At 70.6% G+C, this 15,204-nt stretch carries 13 protein-coding genes; 7 read left to right on the forward strand and 6 right to left on the reverse strand.

What is annotated here, in order from left to right; translation table 11 throughout:
- Positions 1–89 precede the first annotated feature (89 nt).
- Positions 90–1,499 carry an aspartate aminotransferase family protein gene (locus tag D7I44_RS13475; RefSeq protein WP_120789970.1) on the reverse strand — a complete coding sequence of 470 codons (1,410 nt, stop codon included), beginning with the start codon at positions 1,497–1,499 and terminating at the stop codon, positions 90–92.
- Positions 1,500–1,530: 31 nt separating this feature from the next.
- A complete protein-coding gene (locus D7I44_RS13480) occupies positions 1,531–2,013 on the reverse strand; it encodes an Lrp/AsnC family transcriptional regulator (RefSeq protein ID WP_120789971.1) in 483 nt (160 codons plus the stop codon).
- Between the two features lie 87 nt (positions 2,014–2,100).
- Here D7I44_RS13480 and D7I44_RS13485 point away from each other — a divergent pair, with 87 nt between their 5' ends.
- The 4 genes from D7I44_RS13485 (at position 2,101) to D7I44_RS13500 (ending at position 8,054) form a co-directional block, all read left to right on the forward strand.
- Positions 2,101–3,540, forward strand: coding sequence for a gamma-aminobutyraldehyde dehydrogenase (locus tag D7I44_RS13485; RefSeq protein WP_120789972.1), 1,440 nt, complete (start codon positions 2,101–2,103; stop codon positions 3,538–3,540).
- 84 nt (positions 3,541–3,624) lie between these two features.
- Entirely contained in the window at positions 3,625–4,479 is an 855-nt protein-coding gene (locus D7I44_RS13490; RefSeq protein WP_120789973.1) for a PP2C family protein-serine/threonine phosphatase, read from the forward strand.
- A gap of 40 nt (positions 4,480–4,519) precedes the next feature.
- Positions 4,520–5,116 carry a hypothetical protein gene (locus tag D7I44_RS13495; protein ID WP_162940280.1) on the forward strand — a complete coding sequence of 199 codons (597 nt, stop codon included), beginning with the start codon at positions 4,520–4,522 and terminating at the stop codon, positions 5,114–5,116.
- Between the two features lie 103 nt (positions 5,117–5,219).
- Positions 5,220–8,054, forward strand: a complete 2,835-nt coding sequence (locus D7I44_RS13500) for an FtsK/SpoIIIE domain-containing protein (protein ID WP_162940281.1) — start codon at positions 5,220–5,222, stop codon at positions 8,052–8,054.
- 198 nt (positions 8,055–8,252) lie between these two features.
- Here D7I44_RS13500 and ald read toward each other — a convergent pair whose 3' ends face one another.
- Together ald and D7I44_RS13510 are read right to left on the reverse strand one after the other, a co-directional pair.
- Positions 8,253–9,368, reverse strand: coding sequence for an alanine dehydrogenase (gene ald / locus D7I44_RS13505; RefSeq protein WP_120789976.1), 1,116 nt, complete (start codon positions 9,366–9,368; stop codon positions 8,253–8,255).
- A 141-nt stretch (positions 9,369–9,509) separates the two neighbouring features.
- Complete coding sequence (locus D7I44_RS13510; protein ID WP_120789977.1) at positions 9,510–10,559, reverse strand: asparaginase; 1,050 nt, start codon at positions 10,557–10,559, stop codon at positions 9,510–9,512.
- 52 nt (positions 10,560–10,611) lie between these two features.
- Here D7I44_RS13510 and D7I44_RS13515 point away from each other — a divergent pair, with 52 nt between their 5' ends.
- Positions 10,612–11,097, forward strand: coding sequence for an OsmC family protein (locus D7I44_RS13515; protein WP_120789978.1), 486 nt, complete (start codon positions 10,612–10,614; stop codon positions 11,095–11,097).
- Here the strand turns inward: D7I44_RS13515 and D7I44_RS13520 are convergent.
- The gene (locus D7I44_RS13520) at positions 11,066–11,872 is read right to left on the reverse strand and encodes a lysophospholipid acyltransferase family protein (RefSeq protein ID WP_120789979.1); all 807 of its coding nucleotides are present in this window, start codon (positions 11,870–11,872) and stop codon (positions 11,066–11,068) included. The genes D7I44_RS13515 and D7I44_RS13520 overlap by 32 nt on opposite strands.
- A 21-nt stretch (positions 11,873–11,893) precedes the next feature.
- On the reverse strand, positions 11,894–12,820 hold the full coding sequence (locus D7I44_RS13525) for a hypothetical protein (protein WP_120789980.1): 927 nt from the start codon (positions 12,818–12,820) through the stop codon (positions 11,894–11,896).
- 90 nt (positions 12,821–12,910) lie between these two features.
- On the opposite strand from D7I44_RS13525, the gene D7I44_RS13530 reads away from it, so the two are divergent.
- On the forward strand, positions 12,911–13,972 hold the full coding sequence (locus D7I44_RS13530; protein WP_245979632.1) for an FKBP-type peptidyl-prolyl cis-trans isomerase: 1,062 nt from the start codon (positions 12,911–12,913) through the stop codon (positions 13,970–13,972).
- Between the two features lie 23 nt (positions 13,973–13,995).
- Complete coding sequence (locus D7I44_RS13535; RefSeq protein WP_120789982.1) at positions 13,996–15,081, forward strand: 1-deoxy-D-xylulose-5-phosphate reductoisomerase; 1,086 nt, start codon at positions 13,996–13,998, stop codon at positions 15,079–15,081.
- The last annotated feature ends 123 nt before the right edge of the window (positions 15,082–15,204 follow it).

Here is a 15,204-nt window from a genome sequence, read left to right on the forward strand (position 1 = left end):
AATACGCACGATCGGCCCTACTGGAACCCGAGGTTCCGTAGGGCCGATCGTGCGTGGTAGGGCCGGTTCCTATGCAGGCATCCGCCCGCTCAGATCTTGGTCCAGGCGTCGGAGAGCACGCCCTCGAGGATCTCGCGCATCTGCACGAACTCGGCCGGCCCGATCGTGAGCGGCGGCGAGAGCTGGATGACGGGGTCGCCGCGGTCGTCCGCGCGGCAGTAGAGGCCGTTCTCGAACAGCTGGTGCGAGACGAAGCCCTTGAGGATCCGCTCGGACTCCTCGCCGGTGAACGTCTCCTTCGTTGCCTTGTCCTTCACGAGCTCGATGCCGAAGAAGTACCCGGCGCCGCGCACATCGCCGACGATCGGCAGCGCCAGCAGCTTCTCGAGCTCGGCTCTGAACAAGGGCGAGTTGTCCTTCACCCGCTGGTTCAGCCCCTCCTCTTCGAAGATGTCGAGGTTCTCGAGCGCGACGGCGGCCGAGACCGGATGCCCGGCGAAGGTGTACCCGTGGTAGAAGTTGTTCTCGCCCGTGCGGAACGGCTCGTAGATGCGGTCGCTCACGATCGTGGCGCCGATGGGGGAGTAGCCAGACGTCAGGGCCTTCGCGCAGGTGATCATGTCGGGCACGTAGCCGAAGTCGTCCGAGGCGAACATCGAGCCGATGCGCCCGAACGCGCAGATCACCTCGTCGGAGACGAGCAGCACGTCGTACTCGTCGCAGATCTCGCGGACGCGCTGGAAGTAGCCGGGTGGCGGCGGGAAGCATCCGCCCGAGTTCTGCACGGGCTCGAGGAAGACGGCCGCGACCGTATCGGGCCCCTCGAACTCGATGGCCTGGCGGATGCGCTCGGCCGCCCAGATGCCGAACTCCTCCTCGGTGCCGCCGGGGAAGCCGGACTGCTCCGCACGGTAGTAGTTCGTGTTCGGCACGCGGAAGCCGCCGGGGGTGAGCGGCTCGAACTGCTGCTTGAGCCCGGGCAGGCCGGTGATCGCGAGGGCGCCCTGCGGGGTGCCGTGGTAGGCGATCGCCCGCGAGATCACCTTGTGCTTGAGCGGCCGGCCGACCAGCTTCCAGTAGTTCTTCGCGAGCTTGAACGCGGTCTCGACCGCCTCGCCGCCGCCGGTGGAGAAGAACACGCGGTTGAGGTCGCCCGGCGCATAGTCGGCGAGCCGGTCGGCGAGTTCGATCGCCGCCGGGTGCGCGTACGACCACAGCGGGAAGAACGCCAGCTGCTCGGCCTGCTTGGCCGCGACCTCCGCAAGCCGCCGCCGGCCGTGCCCGGCGTTCACGACGAACAGCCCGGCGAGGCCGTCGATGTAGGACTTGCCGCGGCTGTCCCAGATGGTGTGGCCCTCACCGCGCACGATGATGGGGGTCTCGCCGGCCTCAATGGGTCCCTGCGACGACATGTGCATCCACAGGTGGTCCTTCGCCTTCGCGCGCAGTGCGGCGTCAGCGGCCTCGGTGTAGACGGTCGGAGCGATGGTGTCGGTCATGTGCCGTACTTCCCTTCGGGGCGGCGCCGGTCTAGCGCGTGCCCCAGTTGTAGTGCTGCTTCTGCAAGCGGAGGTACACGAAGGTCTCGGTGGAGACCACGTTCTCGATGGCGCGGATCTCGGAGTTCAGCAGCGAGATCAGCTCGTCGTCGCTCTCGCACACGACCTCGACGATGATGTCGAAGTCGCCCGCGGTGAGCACGACGTAGTCGACGGATTCCAGCCGCGCGAGCTGCTCGGCGACCACGCGCGTGTCGCCGCTCGCGCGGATCCCGATCATGGCCTGGCGGTTGAAGCCGAGTTGCAGCGGGTCGGTCACGGCGACGATCTGCATGACGCCCGATTCCGTCAGCTTCTGCACGCGCTGCCGCACCGCGGCCTCCGAGAGGCCGACGGCCTTGCCGATCTCCGCGTACGACCTGCGGCCGTCGGCCTGCAGCTGCTCGATGATCGCTTTCGAGACCTCGTCGAGCGGCTGGGGGCGGGGCGCGATCGAGCGCGGCAGGGACGACATAGTGCGATTCTGTCAGTGCAACTAGGCATCAGCAAGTGAATCCGCATCAGTAAGCGCAGGTTGCAACGAAATCGGTAGAGTCGGTGCATGTCGTCAACGCGCGTGCTCAAGAATTTCATCGCCGGTGAATATGCGGATGCCGGGGGCGAGCGCACCCTGCCGCTGATCGACCCGGCGACCGAAGTCGAATACGCGCAGTCACCCGTGTCGACGGCCGCCGATGTCGATCGGGCGTTCGGCGCAGCATCCGACGCCTTCGAAGTCTGGCGCGACACGACGCCGGCCGAGCGCCAGCTCGCCCTCTTCCGCATCGCCGACGCGATGGAGCAGCGCGCCGACGAGTTCGCCGACCTCGAGTCGCAGGACACCGGCAAGCCGCGCGCCAACCTGGTGGCCGACGAGATCATGCTCTCGGTCGACCAGATCCGCTTCTTCGCCGGCGCCGCGCGCAACCTCGAGGGTCGCGCAGCGGGCGAGTACGTGAAGGATCACACGAGCTTCGTGCGCCGCGAGCCGATCGGGGTCGTGGGCCAGGTCACGCCGTGGAACTACCCGCTGAACATGGCGGTGTGGAAGTTCGCGCCCGCGCTCGCCGCGGGCAACACGACCGTGCTCAAGCCCTCGGACACGACGCCGCAGTCGACCCTGCTGCTCGCCGAGGTCGCCGCCGAGTTCCTGCCGAAGGGCGTGCTCAACGTCGTCGTCGGGGATCGCGGCACCGGCGCCGCGATGATCGACCACAAGACGCCCCAGCTGGTGTCGATCACCGGGTCCGTCCGCGCGGGAATGGAGGTCGCGCGCGCGGCATCCGCCGATCTCAAGCGCGTGCATCTCGAACTGGGCGGAAAGGCGCCGGTCATCGTCTTCGACGACGCCGATCTCGAGAAGGCGGTCGCCGGCATCGCGAGCGCCGGCTACTTCAATGCGGGGCAGGACTGCACCGCCGCGACCCGCGTGCTCGTGCACGAGCGGGTGCATGACGAGTTCGTGGCCGCGCTCGCCGAATACGCGCAGGCGAACACGCCGGTGGGCCTTCCCGGCGACGCCGACGCGTTCTTCGGCGCGGTGAACAACGCAGACCAGTTCGCGCGGGTGATGGGCTTCCTCGACAGGCTGCCCGACCACGCGCGCGTGGTGACCGGCGGTGCGCGCAAGGGCGAGAGCGGATTCCTCATCGAGCCGACCGTGCTCGACGGCCTCCGGCAGACCGACGAGCACATCCAGACGGAGATCTTCGGGCCGGTCATCACGGTGCAGACGTTCCGTGAGGAATCCGAAGCCCTGCGGCACGCGAACGGCGTGCAGTACGGGCTCGCCTCATCGGTGTGGACCCGCGACCACGCCCGCGCGATGCGGTTCGCGAAGGGCCTCGACTTCGGCTGCGTGTGGATCAACACGCACATCCCGATCGTCGCCGAGATGCCGCATGGCGGGTTCAAGCACTCGGGCTACGGCAAGGACCTCTCGCAGTACGGCTTCGAGGACTACACGCGCATCAAGCACGTGATGTCTTTCATCGGCGAGTGAGTTATTGAGATCAGGTCAACAGCAGGAGCATCTACTGACTAGGCTGTCTGCGACCACCGAACGACTCCATCCCGGGAGACCTCTGTGACTCAGATCGGTCGCAGCAGCAGGCGGCATGACGTCGCGCTGCCTGAGCACGACGGCGCACGCATCACGCTGTCGTGGTCGGCGGCGAGCGATCGAGGGCACCGCCGCGCCGTCAACGAGGACAGTGTGCTGGCCAGGGCCCCGATCTTCGCCGTCGCCGACGGCATGGGCGGCCACGAGGCGGGCGACTTCGCAAGTGCCGCGGTCATCACCCGCCTCGCCGAGCAGCTCGGCCGCCGCTTCATCGCCGCGCCCGAGATCAGCGACGCGCTGCGTGCAGCGGTCGACGACATGACGCGCGGGGTCGGCATGACCGACCTCGGCACGGGAACGACGGTGACAGGCCTCGCCCTGACTCTCAAAGACGGCGAGCCGTACTGGCTCGTGTTCAACATCGGCGACTCGCGCGTCTACCAGCTGCAGGACGGGGTGCTCGAGCAGCTCACGGTCGACCACAGCATCGTGCAGCAGCTGCTCGACAGGGGGCTCATCACCCCGTCCGAGGCCGAGGTGCACCCGCACGCGAACGTCATCACGCGTGCCGTCGGGTTCAATGAGGACCCCGTGCCGGACTTCTGGCTGATCCCGATCGTCGCCGGCTCTCGGCTGCTCGTCTGCTCCGACGGGCTGACGAAGGAGCTCACCGAGCACGGTATCCGACACTTCCTGTCGATCGGTGCCTCCGCCTCCGACGCTGCCACCCGTCTGATGGACGCGGCCCTCGGCAACGGCGGCCGCGACAACGTCAGTGTGGTCGTCGTCGATGTGCTCGGAACCCCCGAGCTCGCGGCCGCGAAGCCCCGAACTGGGGGCGCGGGAAGGCGCGCGCGAACCGGTCCTGTCACGGCGTGACCTCGGCCCCGGTCGCAGGCGGCCGGGTTATCGTGAGAGCGTGGAGGGGACCGGAGCACTGACATGCCGCGTGTGCGGAAGCGAGCTCTTCGATGGGGCGATCTTCTGCGGCGAATGCGGCAGCGCCGTCGAGGCGACGCCGTATCTCAAGCGTCCGGTCGATGACAGCCGTCCCACCGACACGCAGGTCGTGACCGCGTCGGTGCTGCGCACCATCAGCGAATCGGCCGCGCGTCGCACGGCGGCCGCGGCTCGGCCCGCGGTGGTCGAGCAGTCGGCTCTGCCCGACCAGGGCGACCTGTCGGCGCCCGTTCCGACGTGGGTGATCGCGGCCTCGACCGGCGAGCGCGTGATCATCGCCGGAAACGGGCTTGTGGGGCGCAAGCCGGTCGCGGGCGACGGTGAGGTCTTCGATCAGCTCGTACCGATCGCAGACCCGGGCCGGTCGGTGTCGAAGACGCATCTCGAGTTTGGTGTCGAGGCCGAGGAGCTCTGGGTGCTCGACCGCTTCTCGTCGAACGGAACTGCGATCGTCAGCGACGACGGCATGCGCCGCGAATGCGAGCCGGGGCGGCGCTACCGCGTGACCCGCGGATCGCGGGTCGAGATCGGCGATCAGTACCTGATCGTGGGCTGATCGCCGGGGATCTTCCCCAGCGCAACCGCGGGATCGCTCGCGTTCTCCACATTTGGGTGCATCCGAGCAGGGGCGGATGCCTCAGCCGTGCTCTTCTGAGCGGGTGACCACCCCGCTCGCACTCCCGCCGAGGCCCCCCGCACCGCGCCCCGCCCGCATGTCGTGGGCCGCCTTCATCACGCCGGTCGTGATGGCGGGAGCTCTCTGGCTCATGACCCGATCGCCGTATTCGCTGGCGTTCGCCGCGCTCGGCCCGGTCGGTGCGGTGCTCTCGCTGGTCGAGGGGCGCCGCGGCGGCGGGCGCGAGCGCCGTGCGGCGTTCGCCGAGCGCGCCGAAGAGCTGGACCGGTTGCGCGAGCGCATCGCCGGGGCGCACGACAGGCTGCGGCGCGAGCTGCTGCGGCGCGCACGTGGGGCGGCCGCGGCGATCGACGGGCTCGACGGCCCTGTGCTCTGGAAGGGCGAAGAGACAGTGGTGAGCCTGGGGCGCGGCTCGGTGGCGAGCGGACTCGTGATCTCGGGCGACGCGCGCGACACCGACGAACTCGAGCTGCAGCGCGCCGCGGCTCGGCTCGACGATGCGCCCGTGCTCGCCGACCCCGTCGAGGGGGTCGCCGTCTGCGGCCCAGGGGTGCTCGCCCGCGCCTATCTGCGCGGGCTTCTCGTGCAGCTGTACACGGCGCTGCCGCCCGGCCGGCTCGCGCCGCCTGACCTCGCGGACGCGGCAGGCAGGGCGCGCGGTGAGTGGGACTGGCTCGATCGGCTGCCGCATCAGGTCGGTGCCGCCGGCATCGGGCCGCGGCTCGGGGTGTTCGCCGAGGCACGTCTCGTGCCTCCCGGCTTCCGCACCGTCGTCACGCTGGCATCGCCTCTCGCGGCCATCGTCGAGCACTACCCGGGTCCGAAGGCAGGCGGCGCCGCTCGCGGTCGTGACCACGAGCCGCTCGAGGCATCCGTCGTGCCTGAGCTCGTCTCCCTGTCTGAGGCCGCGCGCATCGCCGCGGCGCTGGCGGTGCGCGCGGCGGGACTGGGGCTCGGCGCGGCGACCCGTTCGCTGCCGGGCGAGGTGGCGTTCGGCGACCTGCCGGCGGCCGGCGGCCCGCGGCTCGCCGCCTCCATCGGCCGCACCCTGCACGGCGTCGCCGAGATCGACCTGGTCTCCGACGGGCCGCACGCGGTCGTCGCCGGCGTCACGGGCAGCGGCAAGAGCGAGTTGCTGGTGACGTGGGTGGCCGGCATCGTCTCGGGCCGCACGAGCGACGAGGTCGTCGTTCTGCTGGTGGATTTCAAGGGCGGCACAGCCTTTCGGCCACTCGCAGCGCTGCCGCACGTCGTGGGAGTCGTCACCGATCTGGCGCATGGCGAGGCGGCGCGCGCCCTCAGCAGCCTGTCGGCCGAGCTGCGCCGCCGAGAGGCCGAGCTCGCACGGCTCGGCGTGCGCGACGTCGCCGACGCGCGTGGCGCGCTGCCCCGGCTCGTGATCGTGGTCGACGAGTTCGCCGCGATGATCGACGCCTTCCCCGACTTCGGGCCGCTGTTCGCCGACATCGCTGCGCGGGGGCGGGCGCTGGGCATCCACCTGATCCTCGCGACTCAGCGACCAGCCGGCGTGATGCGCGACGCGCTGGTCGCCAACTGCCCACTGCGGCTCAGCCTGCGCGTGCAGTCCGATGCCGACAGTCGATGGGTCGTCGGCACCGACGCCGCGTCACGGCTGTCGGCGGCGACGCCGGGCAGGTGCATCCTGTCGATCGACGGCGCGACCACCGAGGTGCAGGTCGCCCGCACGGCGGCGGCCGACCTCGCCGGGCTCGCCGCGGCGACACCGCCGGCCGCGCCGCCGAGGCGGCCGTGGCTCGACCCGTTGCCAGAGGTGCTCACCCGCGCCGACCTTTCCGCGCGGGCGACGCCGCAGGTGGTCGGCGTCGCCGACCTGCCCGAGCAGCAGCGCCGGGCCATGCTCGAATTCCAGCCGGAGCAGGCGCCGCTGGTCGTGCTCGGCGCCGCACGCAGCGGCAAGTCGAGCCTGCTGAGGCTCCTCGCGGATGCATCCACCGTCGAATCCGTCATCGTCGGGGCCGATCGCGAGCAGGCGTGGGACGCGGTCGAGGCAGCCGCCGAGCGCTGTGAGGACCCGGAGGCGCGCGCCGAGCCCGGGCTGTTGCTCGCCGTCGACGACGCCGACGCGCTCTGCGCTCGTCTGGGGGACGAGTACGCGGTGGTCTGGTGCGACCGGCTCGCGCGAGTACTGCGCGACGGGCCTGCGGCCGGTGTCTACCCGGTTGTCGCCGCTCAGCGGCAGACAGGCCCGTTGCGCGGCGCGCTCGGGCTCGCGCGTGAGACGGTGCTGCTGCGACAGCAGAGCAAGCAGGATCACGTGCTCGCCGGCGCGGCCGCGGAACTGTGGGACGAGGGCATGCCCGCGGGCGGCGGAGTCTGGCGCGGTCGGCGCGTGCAGTTCCTCGCTCCGCCGCCGCACCTCGAGACCTTCGCCGGGGTGCGCGCGTCGGCGGGCGGTGAGCCGCCGTCGCCGGTGCAGCTCGTTCCCCCGCAGGGCAGTGCCACCGTCGTGGTCAGCCGGTCGCCGGCACGGATCGTCGCGCGGGCCCGTGCCGCCGGCCTGCCTCCTGAATCCCTCGTCGACCTGACCCGGCCTGCGGAGCCCGGCGCGCTGACCCCCGAGGCTCTGCTCGCAGATGGACACCTGCCCGTCGGTGTGCTGCTCGTCGGCGATCCCGAGGCCTGGATGGGCAGGTGGTCGCTGTTCGCGACGCTCAAATCGCGGCATACGGTCGTCTTCTCGGGCTGTGATGCGGCGGACGTGCGGGCGCTGACGCGCAGCCGAGTACTCCCACCGCCACTGGCGCCGGGCACCGGCTCGGGCTGGCTCGTGCTCACCGACGGGCGGATGCGGCGGTGTGTGCTCACCGCCGCATAGGCTGCCCTCGCGAGCGCAGCTCGCTCGGCGTCGATCGCGCGGGGACTGCCCCTCGCGAGCGCAGCTCGCTCGGCGTCGATCGCGCGGGGACTGCCCCTCGCGAGCGCAGCTCGCTCGGCGTCGATCGCGCGGGAGCTACCCCTCGCGAGCGCAGCTCGCTCGGCGTCGATCGCGCAACGACCCACTGGGTCGTTGCTGCTATGCGATCGACGCCTGCAAGGAACCGAGAGGAAGCCCGTGAGCCGCGGCGACGCCGGGGTTCACCACGGCGCCGGCATGCACGTTCAAGCCGAGCGCGAGCGAGTTGTCGGCGGCGAGCGCCGCCTGCCACCCCCGCCCGGCGATGGCGCGCAGGTACGGCAGCGTCGCGTTGGTCAGCGCATACGTCGACGTCTGCGCGACGGCGCCCGGCATGTTCGCGACGCAGTAGAAGATCGAGTCGTGCACCGGGAACGTCGGTGCGCTGTGCGTGGTCGGGCGGCTGTCCTCGAAGCAGCCGCCCTGGTCGATCGCGATGTCGACCAGCACGCTTCCCGGCCGCATGCGCGCCACGAGCTCGTTCGTCACGAGCTTCGGCGCCTTCGCACCCGGGATCAGCACGGAGCCGACCACGAGGTCGGCGGCAGTGACGGCCTTCTCGATCTCGAACGGGTTCGACGCGATCGTCTTGATGCGGCCCTGGTACAGGTCGTCGAGCTGCCGCAGCCGCTCGATGTTCGTGTCGAGCACGGTGACCTGTGCGCCGAGCCCGACGGCGGTCGTGATCGCGTTGGAGCCGGCGACCCCGCCGCCGATGATGACGACATTGGCCGGCCGCGTGCCGGGCACGCCAGGGACGAGCAGCCCGACCCCGCCCGCCGGCTTCATCAGGGTGTTGGCGCCGACGATCGGCGCGAGCCGGCCGGCGACCTCGCTCATGGGCGCGAGCAGCGGAAGCTGACGGCTGGGAAGCTGCACCGTCTCGTAGGCGATCGCGGTGACCCCGGACGCGACGAGCGCATCGGTGAGCGGCCGGTCGGCTGCCAGGTGAAGATAGGTGAAGAGCACGAGGCCGGGGCGGAAGTAGCCGTACTCGCGTGCGATCGGCTCCTTCACCTTGAGCACGAGGTCGGCGTCGGCCCAGACCGTCGCGGCATGCGGCTCGATCTCGGCGCCCGCGTCGCGGTACTCGGCGTCGGTGATCGACGAGCCGAGACCGGCGCCGGCCTCGACGACGACGCGGTGGCCGCTGCTGCTCAGCGCGTGCACCCCGGCCGGCGTGATCGCCACGCGGTACTCGTTGTCCTTGATCTCACGGGGTACTGCGATGCGCATGTCGCTCCTGTCGTCGGCGTCCGGCCTCGTGGGCCGACACCCACGTTAGTCGGTGAAGGGTCGAGATCGACAGTGCTCAGCGCGATCGGCTGCGAAATCCGTCATTCAATCGAACTGACAGAGCGGAATCGGTTGCGAAGGTCAGACGACCGGACGGACTTCGCCGACGGGTCGGCCGCCCCCGAGCACGGGGCCCACGACATCGGGCAGCACGGCGGCGACGGATGCCGCAGGCAGCGCCCCCGCCTTCACGAGCAGCGTCAGCGCGACGACCGCCGCAGGCCGGTGCGCGCCGTCGAGCACCTTGAGGGCGACCGTGGTGCCGTCAGGTGCCGCCACGACGAGCAGCCCCTCGGCGCCGCGTTTCGCCAGCACGCCGAGTCGCTCGACGAGCACGCTGTCGCTGAGCCCCTGCCCGTGGATCGCCCACGGGAAGTCGCGGATCGCCTGCGCCACGGCCGCGGCCTTCTTGTAGAGCGGGAACGGCGACGAGGCCTGTGCCGTCGCGATGCGCTGGGTGCCGCGGGCGAGTCCCGTCAGCGACACGGCGAACGTCGGTGCGCCGCAGCCGTCCACCGCGAAGTTGGCGACCTTCTCGCCGGTGAGCCGCTCGAGCGTGTCGACGACGTGCTTCTGCACGGGGTGCTCTGTGTCCAGGTATTCGTCGACGTCCCAGCCGTTCGCGACGCACGCGAGCAGCATCGCGGCGTGCTTGCCCGAGCATTCCATGTAGATCGGAGCGGCGCTGCCGCCCGCTGCGTGCACGCGTGCGCGAGCGTCTGCGTCGGCCGGCATGGCAGCCGGGCACTTCAGCGCGGACTCGGGCAGCTGCGCCTTCGCGAGGATGCTGCGCACCGTCTCGACGTGAGCGGGGGTGCCCGAATGGCTCGCGGACGCGACGGCGAGCTCGACCCCCTCGAGCTCCGCACCCGCCGAGAGCGCGGCCAGCGCCTGCAAAGGCTTGAGGGACGACCGCCCGAACACCGGCGCGGCAGGGTCCCCGACCGTGCGCACCAGGGCGGCGTCCTGCCCGAGCACGACGGCGCTGCCCGCATGCCGCGACTCGACGAAGTCGCCGCGCACCACGACGGCCAGCTCGGCAGAGTCGGCGAGGGTGGCGGTCGCCTCTGGCCGGTTCGAGATGCCCGTCAGGTCCGAGAGTCCATGGCCGGGGGTCTGAGGGGCGGTCATTCTGGCAGTGTATCGGCGGAGCCCGCCCCTGCCCGGGTGACAGACTGGCCGCATGGGACTCGAGCACCACTACGCCGTGACCGTCAGCTGGAGCGGGAACCGGGGAACAGGCACCAGCGGCTACCGCGACTACGGCCGGGACCACGACATCAGCGCGGCAGGCAAGGCCGACATCGCCGGCAGCTCGGATCCGGCTTTCCGGGGCGACTCGGCGCGCTGGAACCCGGAGGAGCTGCTGCTCGCCGCCCTGTCGCAGTGCCACATGCTCAGCTACCTGCACGCGGCGGCGACGGCGGGCGTCACGGTGGTCTCCTACGACGACGAAGCGGTGGGCACGATGGCCCAGACGCCCGACGGCGGCGGCCGCTTCACGTCCGTCACGCTGCGCCCGCGCATCGAGATCACGGATGCCGCGCAGCTGGCGCTCGCCGAAGAGCTCCACCACGAGGCCCAGCGCATGTGCTTCATCGCCTCATCCGTGAACTTCCCCGTACAACACGAGCCGGCTATCGCCGTTCGTGGGGGATCAGGCGCCTGACGCGCTCGACGGTGCCGCTCGGCGGAGCCTCGTTGTAGCTGCCGGCGAGCTCCTGCCCGGACAGCGACTGGATCGCCGACATGATCTCGTCCGTAGCCTGCCTGCGCGCCTTGCCGGAGTCGGCAGAGCCGAGGTGGCGCAGGTCGAGCGGCTTGCCGAACTCGATCGTGATGCGCACGTTGCGGGGGATCTTCGCGCCGACCGGCAGGAAGTCGTTGGTGCGCTTGAGCCCGACGGGCACGACCGGCGCACCCGTCGTGAGCGCGAGCCAGGCGGCGCCGGTGCGGCCCTTGTAGAGCCGGCCGTCGAGTGAGCGCGTGCCCTCCGGGTAGAGGGCGAACGCCTCGCCCGACTCGATGATGCGCCGCGACTGGTCGAGCGCGGCCTGCGCGGCGCTGCCTGCGCCGCGCACGACGGGAATCGCGCCCACCGAGCTGAAGAAGAGCCTCTGGAAGCCGCCCCTCGCTCCCGTGCCGTCGAAGTACGAGGACTTCGCGAGGAAACGCACACGCCGAGGCGAGACCATGGGAATGGCGACGGAGTCGATGAACGACAGGTGGTTGCTGGCGATGATGACAGGGCCGCGCTTCGGCACATTGTGCCGCCCGATGACGCGCGGTCGGAACAGCAGGCGGGCGAGCGGCGACATCGTGAACCGCGCCAGCGTGTACAGACCGCGGTTCGTGTGCCGGATGTCCGCGCTGGTCTCGACATCGTCGTCGGGCTCGGACGCGGGGTCTGCCGCCGCCTCGGAGGTGTCAGCTTCGAGTGCCATTCCGCCAAGGGTAATCGCAGTTCAATTCCCGTCGCGGCATGCGATTCCGCCCACGTTGTCGAGGCACGGCCCCCACCACTCGGGGTATCTCACCGCTCGCGGGTCGCCGAACCACACGCTGTACAGGCGGAAGAAGTTGAGGTTGCCGTATGCCGAACAGCGCCCGGCCGGCCCGTCCGGGTGGGCCCGCGTGTAGGCATCCGGCTGATACGGCGTGTACAGGTACAGGTCGGCGGTCGCCTGGTTCGCGACAGTGATGGCGGATGCCCCGCAGGAGGCATCGGGCGAGTACTGCACCTTCGCCGTGCCCGGCGCGATCGCCCAGTGATCCTTGGCGTTGCCGTATTCGCGGAACTGCCACGCGGCGGAGTACAGCTGGTTGAAGAATCCGTAGTATTTCTCATCGCATTTGCCGGAGTCCGGGCAGGCGTAGCCGGTCGCCAGCTGGTAGCCGTAGGCGCTCGGCCGGGTGATGAGCGACTGCTCCTTCTGCACGAGCACGAGCAGGACGCGCGGGCTGATGCCACACGCCCGCGCGACCTTCGAGACGATCGCGGCGGCGCTCTCGTCGTGGGCGCCGGAATACCGGCCGCAGTTCGTGTTCGCCGGGCGTGTCGCCGTGTCCTGGCGGAAGAACGCGAGGCACGGAGAGGTGTCCTTCGGTTCGCACGGCATCTGCAGCAGCCACTGCTGGATGCCCGTGGTGGTCATCGCCTGCGCGTTGAAGAACGAGTCGTCGCTGATCAGCTCGCCGGCCTGGAAGGGCGGCAGCTTCGTCTTCCCGGTGATCTGGGTCGCATGCGGGGCGTTGTCGGCGCGGCTTGCGGCGGCGGTGTGCACCGTCAGCGTCGTGAGCGCGATGACCATGACGAGGAGCACCGCAGCGGCGACGGCGCGGGCCGACCAGCTGGCCCAGCCCGTTCGCGACACGAGGCGGCGGAGGTGCACGCGCCCACCCTACGTGCACGCGATCTTGAGAAACCGGAAAGGTCGATGGTGCACACTGAAACCCTCCACCCCTCGATCGAGAGTTTTTTCGTGCGCAGATCCGTCTCACTCGTCGTCCTCGCGGCGGCCTCCGCCCTGCTGCTGACAGCCTGCGCCGGCGGTGGGGGTGCGAAGGCCAAGAGCACTCCGAAGCCAACGTCGAGCGCTGCGGCGAGCATCGATCTCGGTTGCTCCATCAAGGAGGGCGACGCGACGAAGGCGGTGCAGGTCACCGGTGACGCGGGCACCGCGCCGACCGTGAACGTGCCGAAGGGCACCACGGCGAAGGCCGAGCAGCGCGCTGTCGTCACCGAAGGCACCGGCGAGAAGCCGAAGGCGGGCACCACCGTCATCATCGGCTTCGCGGCGTATGACGCGACGAGCGGCAATGCGATCTCGGCCCCCTACGGCTACGGCGACCAGAAGGGCCTGCTGCAGATCCAGCTCGGCGACGCCAGCAAGGTCCCGGGGCTCACGCACGCCTTCGGCTGCGAGCCCGTCGGCACCCGCACGGTCTACGCAGCGCCCGCCTCCGTCGCCTTCGGCAACGCCGACAATGTGAAGAACAACTTCAGCGACGGCAGCGTGAAGGCGACCGACACCGTGGTGTTCGTCGGCGACATCCTGGGGCAGCTCGCCGAGAAGGCCGACGGCGCCGACCAGACTCCGCAGGCCGGCTTCCCGACCGTGAAGCTCGCGAAGGACGGCACGCCCAGCATCAGCTACGACAAGAAGTCGACCCCGCCGACGACGACCCAGATCGAGGTGCTCAAGAAGGGCACCGGCGCCACCGTCACGGCCGGCGACACCGTGACCGTGCAGTACCAGGGCACCGAGTGGAAGAGCGGCAAGATCTTCGACGAGTCATGGGGCGACGCGCATGGCGGCACCTACCCGTCGACGCCGGCATCGTTCGCGACCACCGACGTCGTGAAGGGCTTCGGTGACGCGCTCGTCGGCCAGACGGTCGGCTCGCAGGTCGAGGTCGTCATCCCGCCCGCCGACGGCTACGGCGACAACCCGCCGCAGAACCAGACGACGATCACGAAGACGTCGACCCTGGTGTTCGTCATCGACATCCTCTACACGGCCGCCACACCCGCCCAGCAGTAGGCCGAACCGGTAGCGTCGTCATCGTGCGACGCGTCATCATCCTCGGCTCCACCGGCTCGATCGGCACACAGGCGCTCGACGTCATCAGGGCGAACCGCGAGCGGTTCGAGGTGGTCGGCTTGGCTGCGGGCACGGATGTCGCGGGGCTCGCGGCTCAGGCATCCGAATTCTCCGTCGTGCACACCGCCCTCGGGGCTGCGGAGGCCGAGGCGCTCGTGCGCGAGGTCGATGCCGAGGTGGTGCTGAACGGCATCACAGGCTCGGTGGGACTCGGCCCGACGATCGCCGCGCTCGAGACCGGCCGCACGCTGGCGCTCGCCAACAAGGAGAGCCTGATCGTCGGCGGCGAGCTCGTGACGGGGCTTGCGAAGCCGGGCCAGCTCGTGCCCGTCGACTCGGAGCACTCCGCCCTCGCGCAGGCGCTGCGCTCGGGCACGCACGACGAGGTGCGCCGGCTCGTCGTGACCGCATCGGGCGGGCCGTTCCGGGGGCGCAGCCGCGAATCGCTGGCATCCGTCACCCCGGCCGAGGCCCTGGCGCACCCCACGTGGGACATGGGGCTGATGGTCACGACCAACTCGGCCACGCTCGTCAACAAGGGGCTCGAGGTGATCGAAGCGCACCTGCTCTTCGACGTGCCGTTCGACCGTATCGAGGTCACCGTGCACGCGCAGTCGGTGGTGCACTCGCTCGTCGAATTCGTCGACGGCTCGACGCTCGCGCAGGCGAGCCCGCCCGACATGCGCCTGCCGATCTCGCTCGGCCTCGACTGGCCGCACCGCGTCGCCGGCGTCGGCGTGCCGCTCGACTGGACGAGATCGCACGCCTGGACCTTCGAGCCGCTCGACGACGCCGCGTTCCCCGCTGTGGCGCTCGCGAAGCATGTCGGCGAGGCCGGCGGCACCTACCCCGCCGTGTTCAACGCGGCGAACGAGCAGGCGGTCCACGCGTTCCACGCGGGAACGATCGGATTCCTCGACATCGTCGACACCGTGCAGCGCGTCGTCGACGCGCACACCCCAGAGGGTGCGCTGAGCCGCGAGTCGCTCGCTGCCGCCGAAGAGTGGGCGCGCGCCACGGCCGACGCGCTCATCGCTGCCGGCCGGTAGCTCGCCCCGTCATCCGCGCGATGCGAGCAGCGCCGCGCAATGCGTCTGTGCATAGCGCGCGGACGGGACCGTATCGCGCGGGCGAGCGAGAGGGCGCCCACCTTGCGGGAGCCCCGAGCGGCG

This window comes from Gryllotalpicola protaetiae (genome assembly GCF_003627055.1).
Taxonomy (GTDB): domain Bacteria; phylum Actinomycetota; class Actinomycetes; order Actinomycetales; family Microbacteriaceae; genus Gryllotalpicola; species Gryllotalpicola protaetiae.

What these genes read in the sequence shown, in the direction of transcription:
- D7I44_RS13475 (WP_120789970.1), bottom strand. Translation starts at nt 1,499, where the DNA reads ATGACCGACACCATCGCTCCGACCGTCTACACCGAGGCCGCTGACGCC.
- D7I44_RS13480 (WP_120789971.1), bottom strand. Translation starts at nt 2,013, where the DNA reads ATGTCGTCCCTGCCGCGCTCGATCGCGCCCCGCCCCCAGCCGCTCGAC.
- D7I44_RS13485 (WP_120789972.1), top strand. Translation starts at nt 2,101, where the DNA reads ATGTCGTCAACGCGCGTGCTCAAGAATTTCATCGCCGGTGAATATGCG.
- ald (WP_120789976.1), bottom strand. Translation starts at nt 9,368, where the DNA reads ATGCGCATCGCAGTACCCCGTGAGATCAAGGACAACGAGTACCGCGTG.
- D7I44_RS13510 (WP_120789977.1), bottom strand. Translation starts at nt 10,559, where the DNA reads ATGACCGCCCCTCAGACCCCCGGCCATGGACTCTCGGACCTGACGGGC.
- D7I44_RS13515 (WP_120789978.1), top strand. Translation starts at nt 10,612, where the DNA reads ATGGGACTCGAGCACCACTACGCCGTGACCGTCAGCTGGAGCGGGAAC.
- D7I44_RS13520 (WP_120789979.1), bottom strand. Translation starts at nt 11,872, where the DNA reads ATGGCACTCGAAGCTGACACCTCCGAGGCGGCGGCAGACCCCGCGTCC.